Genomic DNA, 14,046 nt, shown 5'->3' on the forward strand with positions numbered 1-14,046 from the left:
GGGACGGGCGGGGCGGCGGGAAACCGCTCAGTCGCGCGGCTCAACCGGGCAGCGGACCGGCGGCCCGGATCATCTCGGCATGGGCGCGCGCGATCTCGGCGTCGCGCCCGGCACCGAGCAGCGCCATCACCCGGCCGTCCTTGACGTAGCGGGCGGTGAAATCGGCGGTGGGGTCGCCGTCGATACGGATCTCGTCCCAGTCCTGGGCATGGCCGAGATAGCGGTATTGCCGCCCCAGAGCGGTCCAGAAGAAGGGGACGTCGATCTCGCTCGCGGGCTTGCCGAGCATGGCGCGGGCCGCGCGGGCGCCGTGCTGACGCGCGACCCGCCAATGCTCGATCCGGACCCGGCCCCATGGCGTCGGTACGCGCGCCACGTCGCCGGCGGCCCAGACGCCATCGAGAGCCTCGATGGCGAGGTCCGGCCCGGTGCGCAGCCCGCCATCCTCATCGGGCGACAGCCCCTCGATCGCGGTGGCCGGGCGGACGCCGATCGCGAGCAATACCAGATCGCTCTCCAACCGCTCGCCGCTTTCGAGCCGCACCGCCGAGACGCGCCCCTCGCCCTCGAAGCCCGCGACATTGGCGCCGGTGACGAAGCGCACGCCCTTGGCCTCGTGCTCGGCCCGGATCGCGCGGCCGACCTCCTCGCCGACGATCTTCGCGAGAGGCGTCTCCTCGCGCAGCGCCACCGTCACCTCCAGCCCGCGCTTGGCGAAGCTCAGCGCCGCTTCCAGCCCGGTGAAGCCACCGCCGACCACCACCGCGCGCTTGGCCTCGCCGGCGGCGCGAGTGAGGATCTCGGCCTCCTGCCGCGAGCGCAGGTGGTACAGCCCGCCGAGATCGGCGCCGGGCAGGTCGAGCAGGTTGGCGGTGCCGCCGGTGGCGATCAGCAACGCATCATAGCCATGGGTCGCGCCGGTCTCGGTGCGGACCTCCTTCGCGGCGGCGTCGATCGCTGCCACGCGTCCTTCGACGAGGTCGATATCGCGCTCGGCCAGCGCCTCGGGCGGGGTGAGGGTAAGGTGGCGCGGCAACTCGCCGCTCGCCAGCACTCCCTTGCTGAGCAGGGTCCGGTCATAGGGGGGCTGCCCTTCCGGCGAGATCATCGAGATCGATCCCTCGAAGCCTTCTTCGCGCAGCGTCAAGGCACAGGCATCGGCCGCCGCTCCGGTGCCGGCGATGACGATGCGGCGCGTTTCCTTGCCGCGCCGGACATGCGCCGGGGCGGGGTGGGGGTCGGCCGCCTCCGGCACCTCCACAAAGACGTGGCCATCGCGCTGCTCCACCGCATAGCGGCGCAGGTCGCCATGGCCCGGCGGCTGGGTCTGCTTGCCCGAGGAAACGTCGAAACAGGCGTGGTGAAAGGCGCAGATCAGCCGGTCGCCATCGAGATGACCCTTGGAGAGCGGCAGGCCGAAATGCGGGCAGGCATGGGCCAGCGCGGTGACCTCCGATCCGCGCCGGATCACGAGGATCGCGGTCTCGCCGGCCATGACCTTGAGCGGGCGGTTCTCCTCGAGATCCTCGAGCGCGCCGATATCGTGCCGTGCCATGATCGTCCCTCCGCCGGTTTCCCACTGGGCGAACCGGCGAAGGGTGGGAGAGTTCCACGCGGAACGGATCAGCGCTTGCGCGTGACCTTGCGCTTTTCCTTCTTGGCGCGCACGGCCGCCTTCTTCTTGGCGACGCCCGCCTTGCGGCGCGGCGGCTTGCCGGGGCGGCGCGAGGGGCCGCGCGGCATCGTCGCGCCATCGATTTCGACCAGCTCGGCGATCAGCCCGCCGGAGATCGGCGCCGCCTCCACCAGCCGGGCGGTGACGCGCTGCCCCAGCCCGATCACCCGGCCGCTATCCGAGCCCATCAGCGTCTGGCTTTCGGCATCGAAGTGGAAGAACTCGTTCCCGAGCGAGCGGATCGGCACCAGAGCGTCGGCGCCGGTCTCGTCGAGCTTCACGAAGACGCCGAAGCGGGCAATGCCGCTGATCCTTCCCGGAAGCTCGGCGCCGATCCGTTCGGACATGAAGGCCGCGAGGTAGCGGTCGGTGGTGTCGCGCTCGGCCAGCATTGAGCGGCGCTCGGTGTCGGAGATCTGCTTGGCGGTCTCGTCGAGCCGTTCGAGATCGGTGTCGCTGAGACCGTCCTTGCCCCAGCCATGCGCCGAGATCAGGCCGCGATGCACGATCAGGTCGGAATAGCGCCGGATCGGCGAGGTGAAATGCGCGTAGTCCCTGAGCGCGAGGCCGAAATGGCCGAAATTCTCGGCGTTGTAATAGGCCTGCGTCATCGAGCGCAGCGTCGCGAGGTTGATCAACTCGTCCTGCTCGGTGCCCTCGGCCTGCGCCAGAAGCTGGTTGAGATGCGCGGTCTTGAGCACCTGACCCTTGGCCAGCGTCAGACCCGAGCCCTTCACCACCTCGCGCAGCGCGTCGAGCTTGTCGGGGTTGGGCTCCTCGTGGACCCGGAACAGCAGCGGCTGGCGCTTGGCGATCAGCGTCTCGGCGGCGCAGACATTGGCCAGCACCATGAATTCCTCGATCAGCCGGTGCGCGTCGAGCCGGTCCTTGAAGGAGATCGAGGTGACCTGCCCCATCTCGTTCAGCTCGATCCGCCGCTCGGGCAGGTCGAGTTCCAGGGGCTGGCGCCGCTCGCGTGCCTTCTTGAGCGCGCCATAGGCGGCCCAGAGCGGGCGCAGCACCTCGTCCAGCATGGTGGCGGCGCGGTCGGTGGGCTGGCCGTCAATCGCGCTCTGCGCCTCTTCGTAGGACATCGAGGCGGCCGAGCGCATCAGCGCCCGCTCGAAGCGGTGGCCGATCTTCTCGCCATTCGCGTCGATGCGGATGCGCACCGCGATCACCGCGCGCGGCACGCCTTCGTGCAGCGAGCACAGGTCGCCCGAGAGCCGATCGGGCAGCATCGGCACGACCCGGTCGGGGAAATAGGTGGAGTTGCCGCGCTTGCGCGCCTCGCGGTCGAGCTCGGAGCCCGGCGTCACGTAATGGGCGACGTCGGCGATGGCGACCCAGAGGATATGGCCGCCCTCGTTGTCGGGCGCGTCGTCGGGTTGCGCCAGCACCGCGTCGTCATGGTCGCGCGCGTCGCTGGGGTCGATGGTGATCAGCGGCAGCTCGCGCAGATCGGCGCGCCCCTTGAGCCCGGCGGGCTTCTTGCCATCGGCCTCGGCCAGCACCGCGTCGGGGAAGTGGTCCGGGATGCCGTGCTGGTGGATCGCGATGAGCGAGACGGCGCGCGGCGCGGTGGGATCGCCCAGCCGCGACATCACGCGCGCCTTGGGCAGGCCGAGGCGGCCCTTGGGTCCCGACTGCTCGGCCTCGACCAGCTCGCCGTCCTTGGCGCCGTGCTCGGCGCCTTCGGGAACGATCCACTGCTTGTCGACGCCCTTGTCGATCGGCACGATGCGCCCGCCCTCGCTGGCCTTCTTGAAGATGCCGAGGATGCGCAGCGGGTTGGTGCCGATCTTGCGGATCAACCGCGCGGTATAGTCGTGCTCCTCGCCCGGCGTGGCGGTGAGCTTGGCGAGGATGCGGTCGCCCGCACCCAGGCCCGCGTCGCTCTCGCGTGTCAGGATCAGTACCTTGGGCTCCTCGCCATCGCCATGCCATTCAAGCGGTCGGGCCCAGAGATCGCCATCTGCATCGGGCGGCAGCACCGAGAGCACCGAGACCGGGGGCAGCCGGTCCGGGTCGCGGTAGGTCTTGCGCTTCTTCTGCAGGTGCCCTTCGTCCTCGAGCTCGCGCAGCAGGCGCTTGAGGTCGATCCGCGCCGCGCCTTTGATGCCGAAGGCACGGGCGATGTCGCGTTTCGCGGTCTGGGTCGGGTTGTCGGAGATCCATTGCAGGACCTCCTCGCGGGAGGGCAATCTGTTCATGCGCAGCAGGTAGCACGCGCATGGGGGGTCGTCACGCGATCAGGTGGCCCGCCCTAGCGGTCCAGCCGCTTCTCCATGTCGCGATGCGGAATGCCGGCGTCGTCGTATTCCGGGCCGTAGGCGACATAGCCGAGCTTTTCGTAGAAGGGCAGGGCGTGAGTCTGGGCCGAGAGATAGAGCCGCGTCACGCCCGGGCGCGAGCGCAGCGCCTCTTCGGCCTGCCGCATGATCGCCGCGCCCAAGCCCGTGCCGCGATGCTCGCGCAGCACCGCGACGCGACCGATCTTGCCGGTCTCGCCGCGGATCAGCAGCCGCGCGGTGCCGGCGGGCTTGCCGTCGCAGGTGGCGATGAGATGGATCGCCTCGGCGTCGAGCCCGTCCATCTCGTCCGCCTCGGAGACGTTCTGCTCCTCGATGAAAACGGTACGGCGCAGCGCGTGGCAATGGGTGAGGTCGGTGGTCTCGGTGATCTCGTGTTTCACGTGAAGTAGTCCTTGAGGATCCGGGCATAGACGGATTTCAGCCGGTGGATCTGGGCGATCTCCACCCGCTCGTCGACCTGGTGCATGGTCTGGCCGACCAGCCCGAACTCGACCACCGGGCAGTGATCCTTGACGAAGCGCGCATCCGAGGTGCCGCCCGTGGTCGAGAGTTCCGGGCGCAGCCCGGTCTCGGCCTCGACCGCGGCCGCCACCAGATCCGACAGCGGTCCCGGCGGCGTCAGGAAGGATTCGCCCGAGATCTTCACCTCGACGCCGATCTCGACGCCGAACTCCTCGGCCACCCAATCGGCCTCGGCGCGCAGCCACTCGGTCAGCTTGGCGCCCGAGTGCAGGTCGTTGAAGCGGATGTTGAGCGTGGCGCGGGTCTGGCGCGGGATCACGTTGGTGGCGGGGTTGCCGGTGTCCATCGTCACCACCGCCAGCGTCGAGGCGTCGAAATGGTCGGTGCCCTGATCGAGCGGGTGGCTCGACAGCCGGTCCACCAGCCGCGCCATCGCCGGGATCGGGTTGTTCGCCCGGTGCGGATAGGCGGAATGCCCCTGCGTGCCGGTCACCGTCAGGAAGGCGTTGAGCGAGCCGCGCCGACCGATCTTGATCATGTCGCCGAAACGCTCGGGGCAGGTGGGCTCGCCAACGAGGCACAGATCCATCCTCTCGCCGGTCTCGGCCATCCAGTCGAGCAGCGCCCGGGTGCCGTCGACGCCCTCGCCCTCCTCGTCGCCGGTGATGGCGAGGATCACCGCGCCGTCGGGGGGCGTGTCCCGCACGAAGTCGATGGCGGCCGCGACAAAGGCCGCGACGCCGGATTTCATGTCGCAGGCGCCGCGCCCGTAGAGCTGGCCGTCCTTCTCCTCGGCACCGAAGGGATCGACCGACCAGTCGTCGCGATTGCCCACCGGCACCACGTCGGTATGGCCGTTGAAGCCGAAGCTCCGCGCCGCGCCCTTGTCACCCCAGCGGGCGAAGAGGTTGGCGATGCCGCCGCGATCGACGCGGGTACAGTCGAAACCGGCCGCCTCCAGCATCCCCTGCAGCAGCACCAGCGCGCCGCCCTCCTCCGGGGTGACGGAGGCGCAGCGGATCAGCCGCGCGGTCAGATCGGCGGGGTCTGTGGTCTGGGACATCCGGTCACTCCTTCGGTTGAGGAAGGGGTAGCGCGGGGGAAGGGCGGTTTCAATCGGGGCTAGTGCAGCGTGTCCGTGCCGCCCTTGGCGTCCTCGAAGAACGGCGTCATCTGCGCCACGATCACCGAGTTCTCCTCGAGCGCGCGGCCCATCAGCGCCCGCTCGTCATCGTCGATGTCGTGCCCCTCGGCCAGCCGCTCGTCGAGCGTGCCGTAGCCGGTGACGTCGAGCGGCGCGAGATCGGCCTGCTTGAGGATGGCGACGGTCTCGCGCACCGCCTCGGCCTCGTCGACGCCCGAGGCGTAGCACATCAGCGCAGCGCCGGTGGCGCCTTCGGGCAGACCGTCGCCGGTCCTGCGGCCGACCTCGACCAGCAGCGTGTAGACCTGCTGGGTGCGCCTGGGCTTGTCCTGCTTCTGGGCCATGATCGTCTCCGTTCCCGTCCCGACGCAGGTGGCACCCATGCGCGCGATGCGCAAGACCCCGCGCCACCGGCGCGGGGTCCAGAAGGTCTCGTCGAGACTGCGGATCAGCCGTGCTTCCTGCCGCGGATCATCCGCGCGATGCCGATCAGGATGCAGGCGCCGATGAAGCCGGCGATCAGCGAACCCCAGAATCCTGTGAGCCCGGCGCCCACGAGACCGAGGAGGAAATTGAACAGCATCGCCCCGAGAATGCCGAGGATGATGTTCATCAGCAGGCCCATATCGGCCTTCATGAATTTTTCGGCCAACCACCCGGCGATCGCGCCGATGATGATCGCCGTGAACCAACCCACACCGCTCATGTCGTCCACTCCAGTATTCCGACCGGTCCCCCCGGCCCTTCAGGGTCTGAACACGCGAAGGTGAGGATGCGTTCCGCGCCCCGCTCGACCTCAACCAATCACTTCGATCGTCGCGGCTATCGCGTAGACCCCCAGCATGGCGACGCTCTCGAAGCCGATCCGGGCCGGGCCCTCGCGCTGTCGGGCGATCAGGCCGGCCAGCAGGATCCCGGTCATCAGCAAGCCGGTGCCGAGCCAGTAAAGGTCGGTGGTGCCCACCGCGTGGTAGAGCGACCCCTCGCGGAAACTCAGGTCGGAGGCCACGAGGAACAGCGTGTCGAAGGTGTTGCCGCCGATGATGCCGCCCACCGCGAGCTGCAAGGCGCCGCGCCGCACCGCGACGATCGTGGTGACGAACTCGGGCAGCGAGGTGACGACGGCGGTGATCAGCGACCCGACCAGGCTGGAGCGCAGGCCGAAGCGCTCGATGAAGGCGCCGCCGACCTGGCTGATGACCCAGCCGCCAAGACCCATCACCGCCACCAGCGCCGCAAAGCGCAGCGCCGGGCCGGTGACGGAGCGGTTCGCCTCGTCCTCGTCCTCGGGCTCGTCGGTGCGGGTCTCGGAGGTCATCACCGGGCGCCACATCGGGTGCTCCGACACCTGGGCCGAGAGCCGCACCCCGTAGAGATAGGCGAGGAACAGCGCCACCGAGACCGGGTGCACCCCGAGATAGGAGATGTTCGGCCCGGCGATGGCGCAAAGCGGCAGGCTGAGCAGGACCATCAGCATCACCGCCTGGATCAGGTTGGCGGGCTCGGCCGCCGCATGCTCGAGATTGGCGCGGCGATAGATCAGGTCGGCGATGGCGAGAAACAGGGTCTGCGCCGCGATCCCCCCGACCGCGTTCGAGAAGGCGAAGGAGGCGTCGCCGTCCAGCGCGGCGTTGACCGAGACCACCACCCCCGCCAGCGAGGTCGCGCCGCCGAGAATGATGCCGCCGGCCATCGCCTCGCCCATGGAGGTACGGTCGGCGATGATGTCGGCGAGCCGCGTGGCGCGGATCGAAGAATAGATGACGGCCGCCCCCGCGAGTGCGAAGACGGCCAGCAGATAGGGCAGGGGCAGGTTCTGGATCATGCCCTCCCAAGGGTCGCGGCGGCGGCGCGGTTCCACCCCGCCACCGCGATCACGGGATCAGTCGCGCAGCAGTTCGTTGATGCCGGTCTTGGAGCGGGTCTGGGCATCGACCTTCTTGACGATCACGGCGCAGTAGAGGTTCACGCCGCCCTTCGAGGGCAGCGAGCCCGAGACCACGACCGAATAGGGCGGGATCTCGCCATAGCTCACTTCGCCGGTCTCGCGGTCGAAGATCTTGGTCGACTTGCCGATATAGACGCCCATGCCAAGCACCGAGCCCTCGCGCACGATGCAGCCCTCGACCACCTCGGAACGGGCGCCGATGAAGCAGTTGTCCTCGATGATGGTCGGGTCGGCCTGCAGCGGCTCGAGCACGCCGCCGATGCCGACGCCGCCGGACAGGTGCACGTTCTTGCCGATCTGGGCGCAGGAGCCGACCGTGGCCCAGGTGTCGACCATCGTGCCCGAATCGACATAGGCGCCGAGGTTCACGAAGGAGGGCATCAGCACCACGCCCGGCGCGATATAGGCCGATTTACGGACAACGGCGTTGGGCACGGCGCGAAAGCCCGCATCGCGCCAACGGTTCTCGCCCCAGCCGGCGAACTTGCTGTCGACCTTGTCCCACCAGCCGCCGCCCTGCGGGCCGCCGGGCTGCATTTCCATGTCCTTGATGCGGAAGCCCAGGAGCACCGCCTTCTTGGCCCACTGGTTCACGTGCCAGTCGTCGCCGCGCTTTTCGGCGACCCGCAGCGTGCCCGAATCCAGCGCGTCGAGCGTGTCGAGGATGGCTTCGCGGGTTTCGCCGCCGGTCGCGGGGGTGATCGTGTCGCGCGCCTCCCAGGCGGCCTCGATCGCGGTTTCGAGCTGGGCAGTGTTCGTATCGGCCATGGGACGGGCTCCGGTTTGTGATGCGGCTCGGGGGCGGCTATAGACCGGATGCGGCAATCGGCGCAACGCGCCCCAGGGTAAGGGAACGGCATGACCAAGGACAGACGACACCTGATGCGCGACAGCCAAGAGGACCAGCGCACCGCAGGGCAGGTGCCCCAGACGCCGCAGACCATGTCGCCCTCCTACCGTCTGGCCTTTGCCGACGAGCAGTTCCTGCTGCGCGACGATCTGCGCCCGGTGCGCTGGCAGCTCGAGCTTCTCAAGCCCGAACTGCTGATGAACGAGGCCGGGGTGAACTCCACCGTGGTGCTGTTCGGCGGCGCCCGCATTCCCGAGCCTGCGAAGAAGCACACCGCCCGCACCGAGACACTGGCGGAGCTGTCGGCCTTCTACGAGGAGGCGCGGCTGTTCGCGCGCCGGGTCACCGAGTGGTCCTTGCAATCGGGCGGCACCGAGAACGTCATCGTCACGGGCGGCGGTCCCGGCGTGATGGAGGCGGGCAATCGCGGCGCGCAGGAGGCGGGGGGCCGTTCGGTCGGCCTCAACATCGTGCTGCCGCACGAGCAGGCGCCGAACCCCTATGTGACGCCGGAGCTGGCGTTCAACTTCCACTACTTCGCGATCCGCAAGATGCATTTCCTGATGCGCGCCAAGGCGGTGTGCGTGTTCCCCGGTGGCTTCGGCACGCTCGACGAGCTGTTCGAGGCGCTGACGCTGATCCAGACCGGGCGGATGAAGCGGGTGCCGTTCCTGCTGTTCGGCCGTGCCTTCTGGGAGAAGATCGTCGACTGGCAGGCGCTGGCCGATGCCGGCACCATCGCCGACGAGGACCTGCAGCTGTTCAAGTTCGTGGAGACCGCCGAGGAGGCCTTCGAGGCGATGCGCACATGGACCCATGCAGGCGAGCGTCGCGAACATATCCCGGGCCGGGACGAGTAGGGGCCAGCCGCAGGATTTGCGTATTTGAAGAAAGATGAAAGGGTGCGGCGCTCCCGGGATAGGGCGCGCCGCCCAAACTCATCTTTCCAAGAATACGCATGGCGTCGCATTGGCCATGCGCGCGCCCCTCAGGCCTTGGAAACCTCGGAGTGGCCCTTGAGCACCTCGTCGCCATCCTCCTGCTCGATCAGGTAGGCGGGATCGTCTTCGCTGGCGTTCCGGGTGATCTCGGCCCCCGAGATCGTTTTGGTGATCTTCTGGTGATAGACCTTGGTGATCTTGCCGATCCCGGTGCCGTTGCCCCAGTTCCACTTCACCTTGTCGCCCTCGGAATAGCTCATGGCCGTGCCTCCTGCTACGGATGCACGGCCAACGGCTCGGCGATAGGGATGTTCCCGCCTCAGGCGGTCGCGCGGCGCACCGGTTGCTGCCCGCCTTGGGCCCGCGCCTGCGCCGCTGCCTGCGACAGCATGCGCAATTCGGCCTGATTGCGGCCGATCCGCATGCGCAGCGCCTCTGGCAACTCTTCGGGTGTCTTGCCCTGCGCCTGCGCGGCCAGTTCGCGGGTCTGCGCCATCAGTGCCGTGGCGCGCATCTCGCGGTTGGCCTTGGAGCGGGCAGGAACGAGGAACAGCGGCGTCAGCGTCTTCAATTCGGGCTTTTCGGCCACCAGCGCGTCATAGCCCTCTTGGTCCTTGATCGCCGTGATCTCGTGGTGAAAACCGACCTGGCCGGGCAGCAGCAGATAGGCCTGCAGGTTGCGGCTGGCATTGCGCAGCCGCAGCACCGAATGCTCCACATGCATCTTGAGCGCGTAGGAGGCCACCGGCTTGAGCGGATCGAACTCCTTGGGCAGGGTCTTTTGCGGCATTCCCAGAAGTCGCGCCATCGCCTTGAGCACGTCGAGGGTCGATTTCACGCCAAGCGCCTTCAGGAAACGCTCGCCGGAGGTTTTCGACGCGCTCTCGTTCTTCTCGAGCCCGTCGCCCCGGGCCACGTAGAAGGAGATGCCGTTGGCAAGCGGGATCGCTCCGGTCTGGGTCACCGGGCCGGTGAACCTGCCCTCCTGCGCCCCTGCGTCCCAGGCATAGACGTCGCGCCAGACCGCCTTGGCGATCACCGGGTCGGAAAGGATCGCCTCCCGCAGGCTCCCCTCCGCCGCCGCCACCTCGAACTCGATCCCGTTGAGCTTGATCTGCACTGCTCTCTCCCCTCGTGGCGCGGTGTGTCCGGCGCCTTATCCCTGAACTTCGGCCGCGATCTCGGCGCGGCTCTTGCGGGCGCGCTCGGTCGCGGATTTGAGCTGGCCGCAGGCGGCCATGATGTCCTCGCCGCGCGGCGTGCGGATCGGGCTGGCATAGCCCGCCTTGTAGATGATGTCGGCGAAGGCGCGGATCCGGTTGTTGGACGACCGCTCATAGGGCGAGCCGGGCCATTCGTTGAAGGGGATCAGGTTGATCTTGGCCGGGATGCCCTCGATCAGCTTCACCAGCCGCCGGGCATCCTCGTCACTGTCGTTCACGTCCTTGAGCATCACGTATTCGAAGGTGATGCGCTCGGAGTTCGACAGCTTGGGATAGGCCTTGAGCGCCTCCAGAAGCTTCTCGATGTTCCACTTCTTGTTGATTGGCACCAGCTTATCGCGCACCTCGTCGGTGGTGGCGTGGAAGCTGACCGCGAGCATGCAGCCGATCTCTTCGGCGGTACGGGCGATCTCGGGCACGACGCCGGAGGTCGACAGCGTGATCCGGCGGCGCGACAGGGCGATGCCCTCGCCATCCATGGCGATCTTCATCGCGTCGCGCACGCCTTCGAAATTGTAGAGCGGCTCGCCCATGCCCATCAGCACGATGTTCGACAGCAGCCGCCGCTCCTCCTTGGGCACGCCGGGGCGCGGCCACTCGGCGAGGTCGTCGCGCACCAGCATCACCTGGCCGATGATCTCGCCGGGCGTCAGGTTGCGCACCAGCTTCTGGGTGCCGGTGTGGCAGAACGAGCAGGTCAGGGTGCAGCCCACCTGGGACGAGATGCACAGCGTGCCGCGCTCGTCCTCGGGGATGTAGACGGTCTCGACCTCGTGCCCCCCGGCGATCCGGACGAGGTATTTGCGGGTGCCGTCGGTCGAAACCTGCTTCGAGACGATCTCGGGCAGGCCGATGGTGAAGTTGGCGGCCAGAAGCTCGCGATAGGGCTTGGCGAGATTGGTCATCTCGTCGAAGCTGCGCACGCCCCAGTGATAGATCCACTGCCAGATCTGGTTCACCCGCATCTTCGCCTGTTTCTCGGGCGTGCCGGCCGCGATCAGCGCGTCGCGCATCGCCTCGCGGCGCATGCCGACGAGGTTCGGCAGCCCTTCGGCGGCCTTGCGCGGGATGGTCATCACGTCCTGGGTGATCGGGGCGGTTGCGGTCATCGGGGTACCTCGGGGCCGGGGGTGCCCGGCTCATATGGGAAAGCGGGCCCGGTCATCAAGGAAAACCGGCCCCGCTTCTGTATAACATGCCATGCCCCGGAGGGCGTGGAATCAGCTGGTGCAGCGTTTCGCCGCCTCGTCCACCGCGGCGGTGAAGCCCAGGAGCGAGAAGGTGTCCTTGGTCTGGGTGCCGCGGCCCGACATGCCGGTCAGCGTCGCCTCGGCGCCGCGCTTCATCGCCGCGACGATGGCCGCGTCGTCCTGCGGCGTCGCGGGCCAGGCCCAGTCGCCCTCGGTGAAGAGCTGGAAGTCCTGCCCACCCACCTCGAGCGTCACGGTGGAGCCGGAGGCGAAGGGGTAACCACCGGTGAAGGTCACCTGCCCGTTCACGCCCTGCGCCGGACGGTAGAACACGAAGAGCAGCGTCTCGCCGCGATTGACGGTGACCGGCTGGCCATCCTTGGTATTGAGCTGGCTCTTGGGGGCCGAGACGCCGAAGCACTCGACCGGATCGGTTTCCTGAAACACGCTCCAATCGGTTTCCGCGGCGACGCGGTTCGACGCCTCCTGCGCGACGGCGCTCGTGGCGGCGGCGGCGATGAGCGCACCTGCCGTCAGGGACCCGAACGCGCGGAAAAGTCGTGACATCATTTAGCAGCCTCCAGCTGTCTGGCCTCGTGGATGCCCCCGGCGCCTTTTCGACTGGAAGGGGCGGGTTCAACTCGATAGCCAGAGGCTTATCAAGATTCCCGTCCCGTGGGAAAGCCCCGCGCGGTCACATGTCTGCGCGGATCTCCGCCCAAACAGGGGCGCGATCCTCCGTGACCGGAACCGTGGCGCATTTGTCACGGGGTGGCTCATGGCCGGAGGACCAGATGCTTGGTACGGAACTGATCGACAACGAAATCGAAAGCCCTGCACGGAACGACGCGGTCCTGGTGGAGGTCACGCGCGGCGACCGCGTCGAAAGCGTGCATCGCGGGCATGCGGTGATCTGCGACGCCGACGGCCGGGTGTCGTGGTCGCTGGGCGATCCGCAGGCGATCATCTATCCGCGCTCGTCGTGCAAGATGATCCAGGCGCTGCCGCTGATCGAAAGTGGCGCGGCGGATGCGGCGGGGCTGGGTCCGCACGAACTGGCGCTGGCCTGCGCCAGCCATCAGGGCGCGGCGATCCATTCCGGGCCGATCTCGGAATGGCTGGCGCGTCAGGGATTCGCGGACGAGGATTACCGCTGCGGCGCCGAGACGCCGCGCGACAAGCCGACCCGCGAGGCGCTGATCCGCGCCCATGGCGCGCCTCGGCAGATTCACAACAACTGCTCCGGCAAGCATGCGGGATTTCTCACTCTGAACCGCCATCTCCGGGGCGGCCCGGATTACGAGCGGCCCGATCACCCGGTGCAGCAGGCGGTGCGCGCCGCCTTCGAGGAGGTGACCGGCGAACCGAGCCCGTTCTACGGCATCGATGGCTGCTCGGCGCCGAACTTCGCCACGTCGATGACCGGGCTGGCACGTGCCATGGCGCGATTTGCCGCCGCGCGGCCCGATGGCGATGCCCGCGAGCGCGCGATGGTGCGGCTGCGCGATGCGATGGTCGCGCATCCCGAACTGGTGGCGGGCGAGGGCCGCGCCTGCACCGAGCTGATGCGCGCGATGGACGGCGTGGCGATCAAGACCGGGGCCGAGGGGGTCTTCGTGGCGATTCTCCCGGCGCAGCGGCTTGGGGTCGCGGTGAAGATCACCGACGGCACCACACGGGCCAGCGAATGCGCCATCGCGGCGCTGCTGGTGCGCCTCGGCGTGCTCGATCCCGCGCATCCGGCCACGGTCAGGCGGATGCGGCCGATGCTCAGGAACTGGCGCGGCACCGAGGTCGGCGCGATCCGCCCGGCGCCCGCGCTGCTTGGCTGAACCAGAGCGCCCGGCGACAGCCCGAAGGGCCACCGCCGGCAACTTTGTTCCGGAAATACGCAAATCCCGGCGGTCGTACCGCGCGCGGCCGGCCCCGTACAGCGCCGGGCCGGCCGCAAGGCTCACATCTGCATCGCCTCGCAGACCTCGATGCTGCCGCCGTCGAGCACCATCGGGCAATCCTTTGCCATCGCGATCGCCTCGTCGATATCGGTGGCATTGACCAGCGTGTAGCCGAAGACCGGGTTCGGTCCGCCGTCATGGGCGACGCCGTCACGGCTGACCGTGTGCGATTTCCCGGCCGGCGCGCCCTCGTCGGCGATATGGTCGCGGATGCCGTCCATCCAGCTTTGCCAGCGTGCCATCTCGGCGTTGCGGGCCTCTTCCGTCTCCGGCTGCCGCATGTCGCCGCCGCCGTGATAGATATACATGAAACGCTTGTCGGCCATGGCCATCTTCCCCCCTT

General features: G+C 68.4%; 15 protein-coding genes. 2 read left to right on the top strand and 13 right to left on the bottom strand.

Annotation, left to right across the window (positions count from 1 at the left end; translation table 11 throughout):
• Nucleotides 1-40: 40 nt before the first annotated feature.
• From O4G76_RS00150 to dapD, 8 genes are all read right to left on the bottom strand, one after another.
• Complete coding sequence (locus tag O4G76_RS00150) at nucleotides 41-1,555, bottom strand: FAD-dependent oxidoreductase (RefSeq protein ID WP_269395445.1); 1,515 nt, start codon at nucleotides 1,553-1,555, stop codon at nucleotides 41-43.
• 68 nt (nucleotides 1,556-1,623) lie between these two features.
• On the bottom strand, nucleotides 1,624-3,888 hold the full coding sequence (gene rnr, locus O4G76_RS00155) for a ribonuclease R (RefSeq protein ID WP_269395446.1): 2,265 nt from the start codon (nucleotides 3,886-3,888) through the stop codon (nucleotides 1,624-1,626).
• Nucleotides 3,889-3,941: 53 nt separating this feature from the next.
• Nucleotides 3,942-4,370, bottom strand: coding sequence for a GNAT family N-acetyltransferase (locus O4G76_RS00160; protein ID WP_269395447.1), 429 nt, complete (start codon nucleotides 4,368-4,370; stop codon nucleotides 3,942-3,944).
• A complete protein-coding gene (gene dapE / locus O4G76_RS00165) occupies nucleotides 4,367-5,515 on the bottom strand; it encodes a succinyl-diaminopimelate desuccinylase (protein ID WP_269395448.1) in 1,149 nt (382 codons plus the stop codon). Before dapE ends, O4G76_RS00160 begins: the two co-directional genes overlap by 4 nt.
• Nucleotides 5,516-5,574: 59 nt before the next feature.
• Complete coding sequence (locus tag O4G76_RS00170; protein WP_269395449.1) at nucleotides 5,575-5,940, bottom strand: hypothetical protein; 366 nt, start codon at nucleotides 5,938-5,940, stop codon at nucleotides 5,575-5,577.
• A 104-nt stretch (nucleotides 5,941-6,044) separates the two neighbouring features.
• The gene (locus tag O4G76_RS00175) at nucleotides 6,045-6,302 is read right to left on the bottom strand and encodes a GlsB/YeaQ/YmgE family stress response membrane protein (RefSeq protein ID WP_269395450.1); all 258 of its coding nucleotides are present in this window, start codon (nucleotides 6,300-6,302) and stop codon (nucleotides 6,045-6,047) included.
• Nucleotides 6,303-6,392: 90 nt separating this feature from the next.
• Nucleotides 6,393-7,421, bottom strand: a complete 1,029-nt coding sequence (locus O4G76_RS00180) for a sodium:calcium antiporter (protein ID WP_269395814.1) — start codon at nucleotides 7,419-7,421, stop codon at nucleotides 6,393-6,395.
• 57 nt (nucleotides 7,422-7,478) lie between these two features.
• Nucleotides 7,479-8,312: a 2,3,4,5-tetrahydropyridine-2,6-dicarboxylate N-succinyltransferase gene (gene dapD / locus O4G76_RS00185; protein ID WP_269395451.1), complete on the bottom strand. Its 834-nt coding sequence runs from the start codon at nucleotides 8,310-8,312 to the stop codon at nucleotides 7,479-7,481.
• A gap of 90 nt (nucleotides 8,313-8,402) precedes the next feature.
• On the opposite strand from dapD, the gene O4G76_RS00190 reads away from it, so the two are divergent.
• A complete protein-coding gene (locus tag O4G76_RS00190; protein ID WP_085895119.1) occupies nucleotides 8,403-9,254 on the top strand; it encodes a TIGR00730 family Rossman fold protein in 852 nt (283 codons plus the stop codon).
• A 128-nt stretch (nucleotides 9,255-9,382) separates the two neighbouring features.
• Here O4G76_RS00190 and O4G76_RS00195 read toward each other — a convergent pair whose 3' ends face one another.
• The 4 genes from O4G76_RS00195 to O4G76_RS00210 form a co-directional block, all read right to left on the bottom strand.
• Nucleotides 9,383-9,595: a DUF2945 domain-containing protein gene (locus tag O4G76_RS00195; protein ID WP_269395452.1), complete on the bottom strand. Its 213-nt coding sequence runs from the start codon at nucleotides 9,593-9,595 to the stop codon at nucleotides 9,383-9,385.
• Nucleotides 9,596-9,654: 59 nt separating this feature from the next.
• Nucleotides 9,655-10,455, bottom strand: coding sequence for a hypothetical protein (locus O4G76_RS00200; RefSeq protein WP_269395453.1), 801 nt, complete (start codon nucleotides 10,453-10,455; stop codon nucleotides 9,655-9,657).
• A gap of 36 nt (nucleotides 10,456-10,491) precedes the next feature.
• Complete coding sequence (gene rlmN, locus O4G76_RS00205; protein WP_269395454.1) at nucleotides 10,492-11,667, bottom strand: 23S rRNA (adenine(2503)-C(2))-methyltransferase RlmN; 1,176 nt, start codon at nucleotides 11,665-11,667, stop codon at nucleotides 10,492-10,494.
• Between the two features lie 111 nt (nucleotides 11,668-11,778).
• On the bottom strand, nucleotides 11,779-12,318 hold the full coding sequence (locus O4G76_RS00210; protein WP_269395455.1) for an invasion associated locus B family protein: 540 nt from the start codon (nucleotides 12,316-12,318) through the stop codon (nucleotides 11,779-11,781).
• Between the two features lie 224 nt (nucleotides 12,319-12,542).
• On the opposite strand from O4G76_RS00210, the gene O4G76_RS00215 reads away from it, so the two are divergent.
• A complete protein-coding gene (locus O4G76_RS00215) occupies nucleotides 12,543-13,580 on the top strand; it encodes an asparaginase (protein ID WP_269395456.1) in 1,038 nt (345 codons plus the stop codon).
• A 122-nt stretch (nucleotides 13,581-13,702) separates the two neighbouring features.
• Here the strand turns inward: O4G76_RS00215 and O4G76_RS00220 are convergent, their stop codons facing one another.
• On the bottom strand, nucleotides 13,703-14,029 hold the full coding sequence (locus O4G76_RS00220; protein WP_269395457.1) for a YciI family protein: 327 nt from the start codon (nucleotides 14,027-14,029) through the stop codon (nucleotides 13,703-13,705).
• Between the last annotated feature and the right edge of the window lie 17 nt (nucleotides 14,030-14,046).

The sequence above is a fragment of the Limimaricola sp. G21655-S1 genome, from assembly GCF_027213785.1.
Classification (GTDB): domain Bacteria; phylum Pseudomonadota; class Alphaproteobacteria; order Rhodobacterales; family Rhodobacteraceae; genus Limimaricola.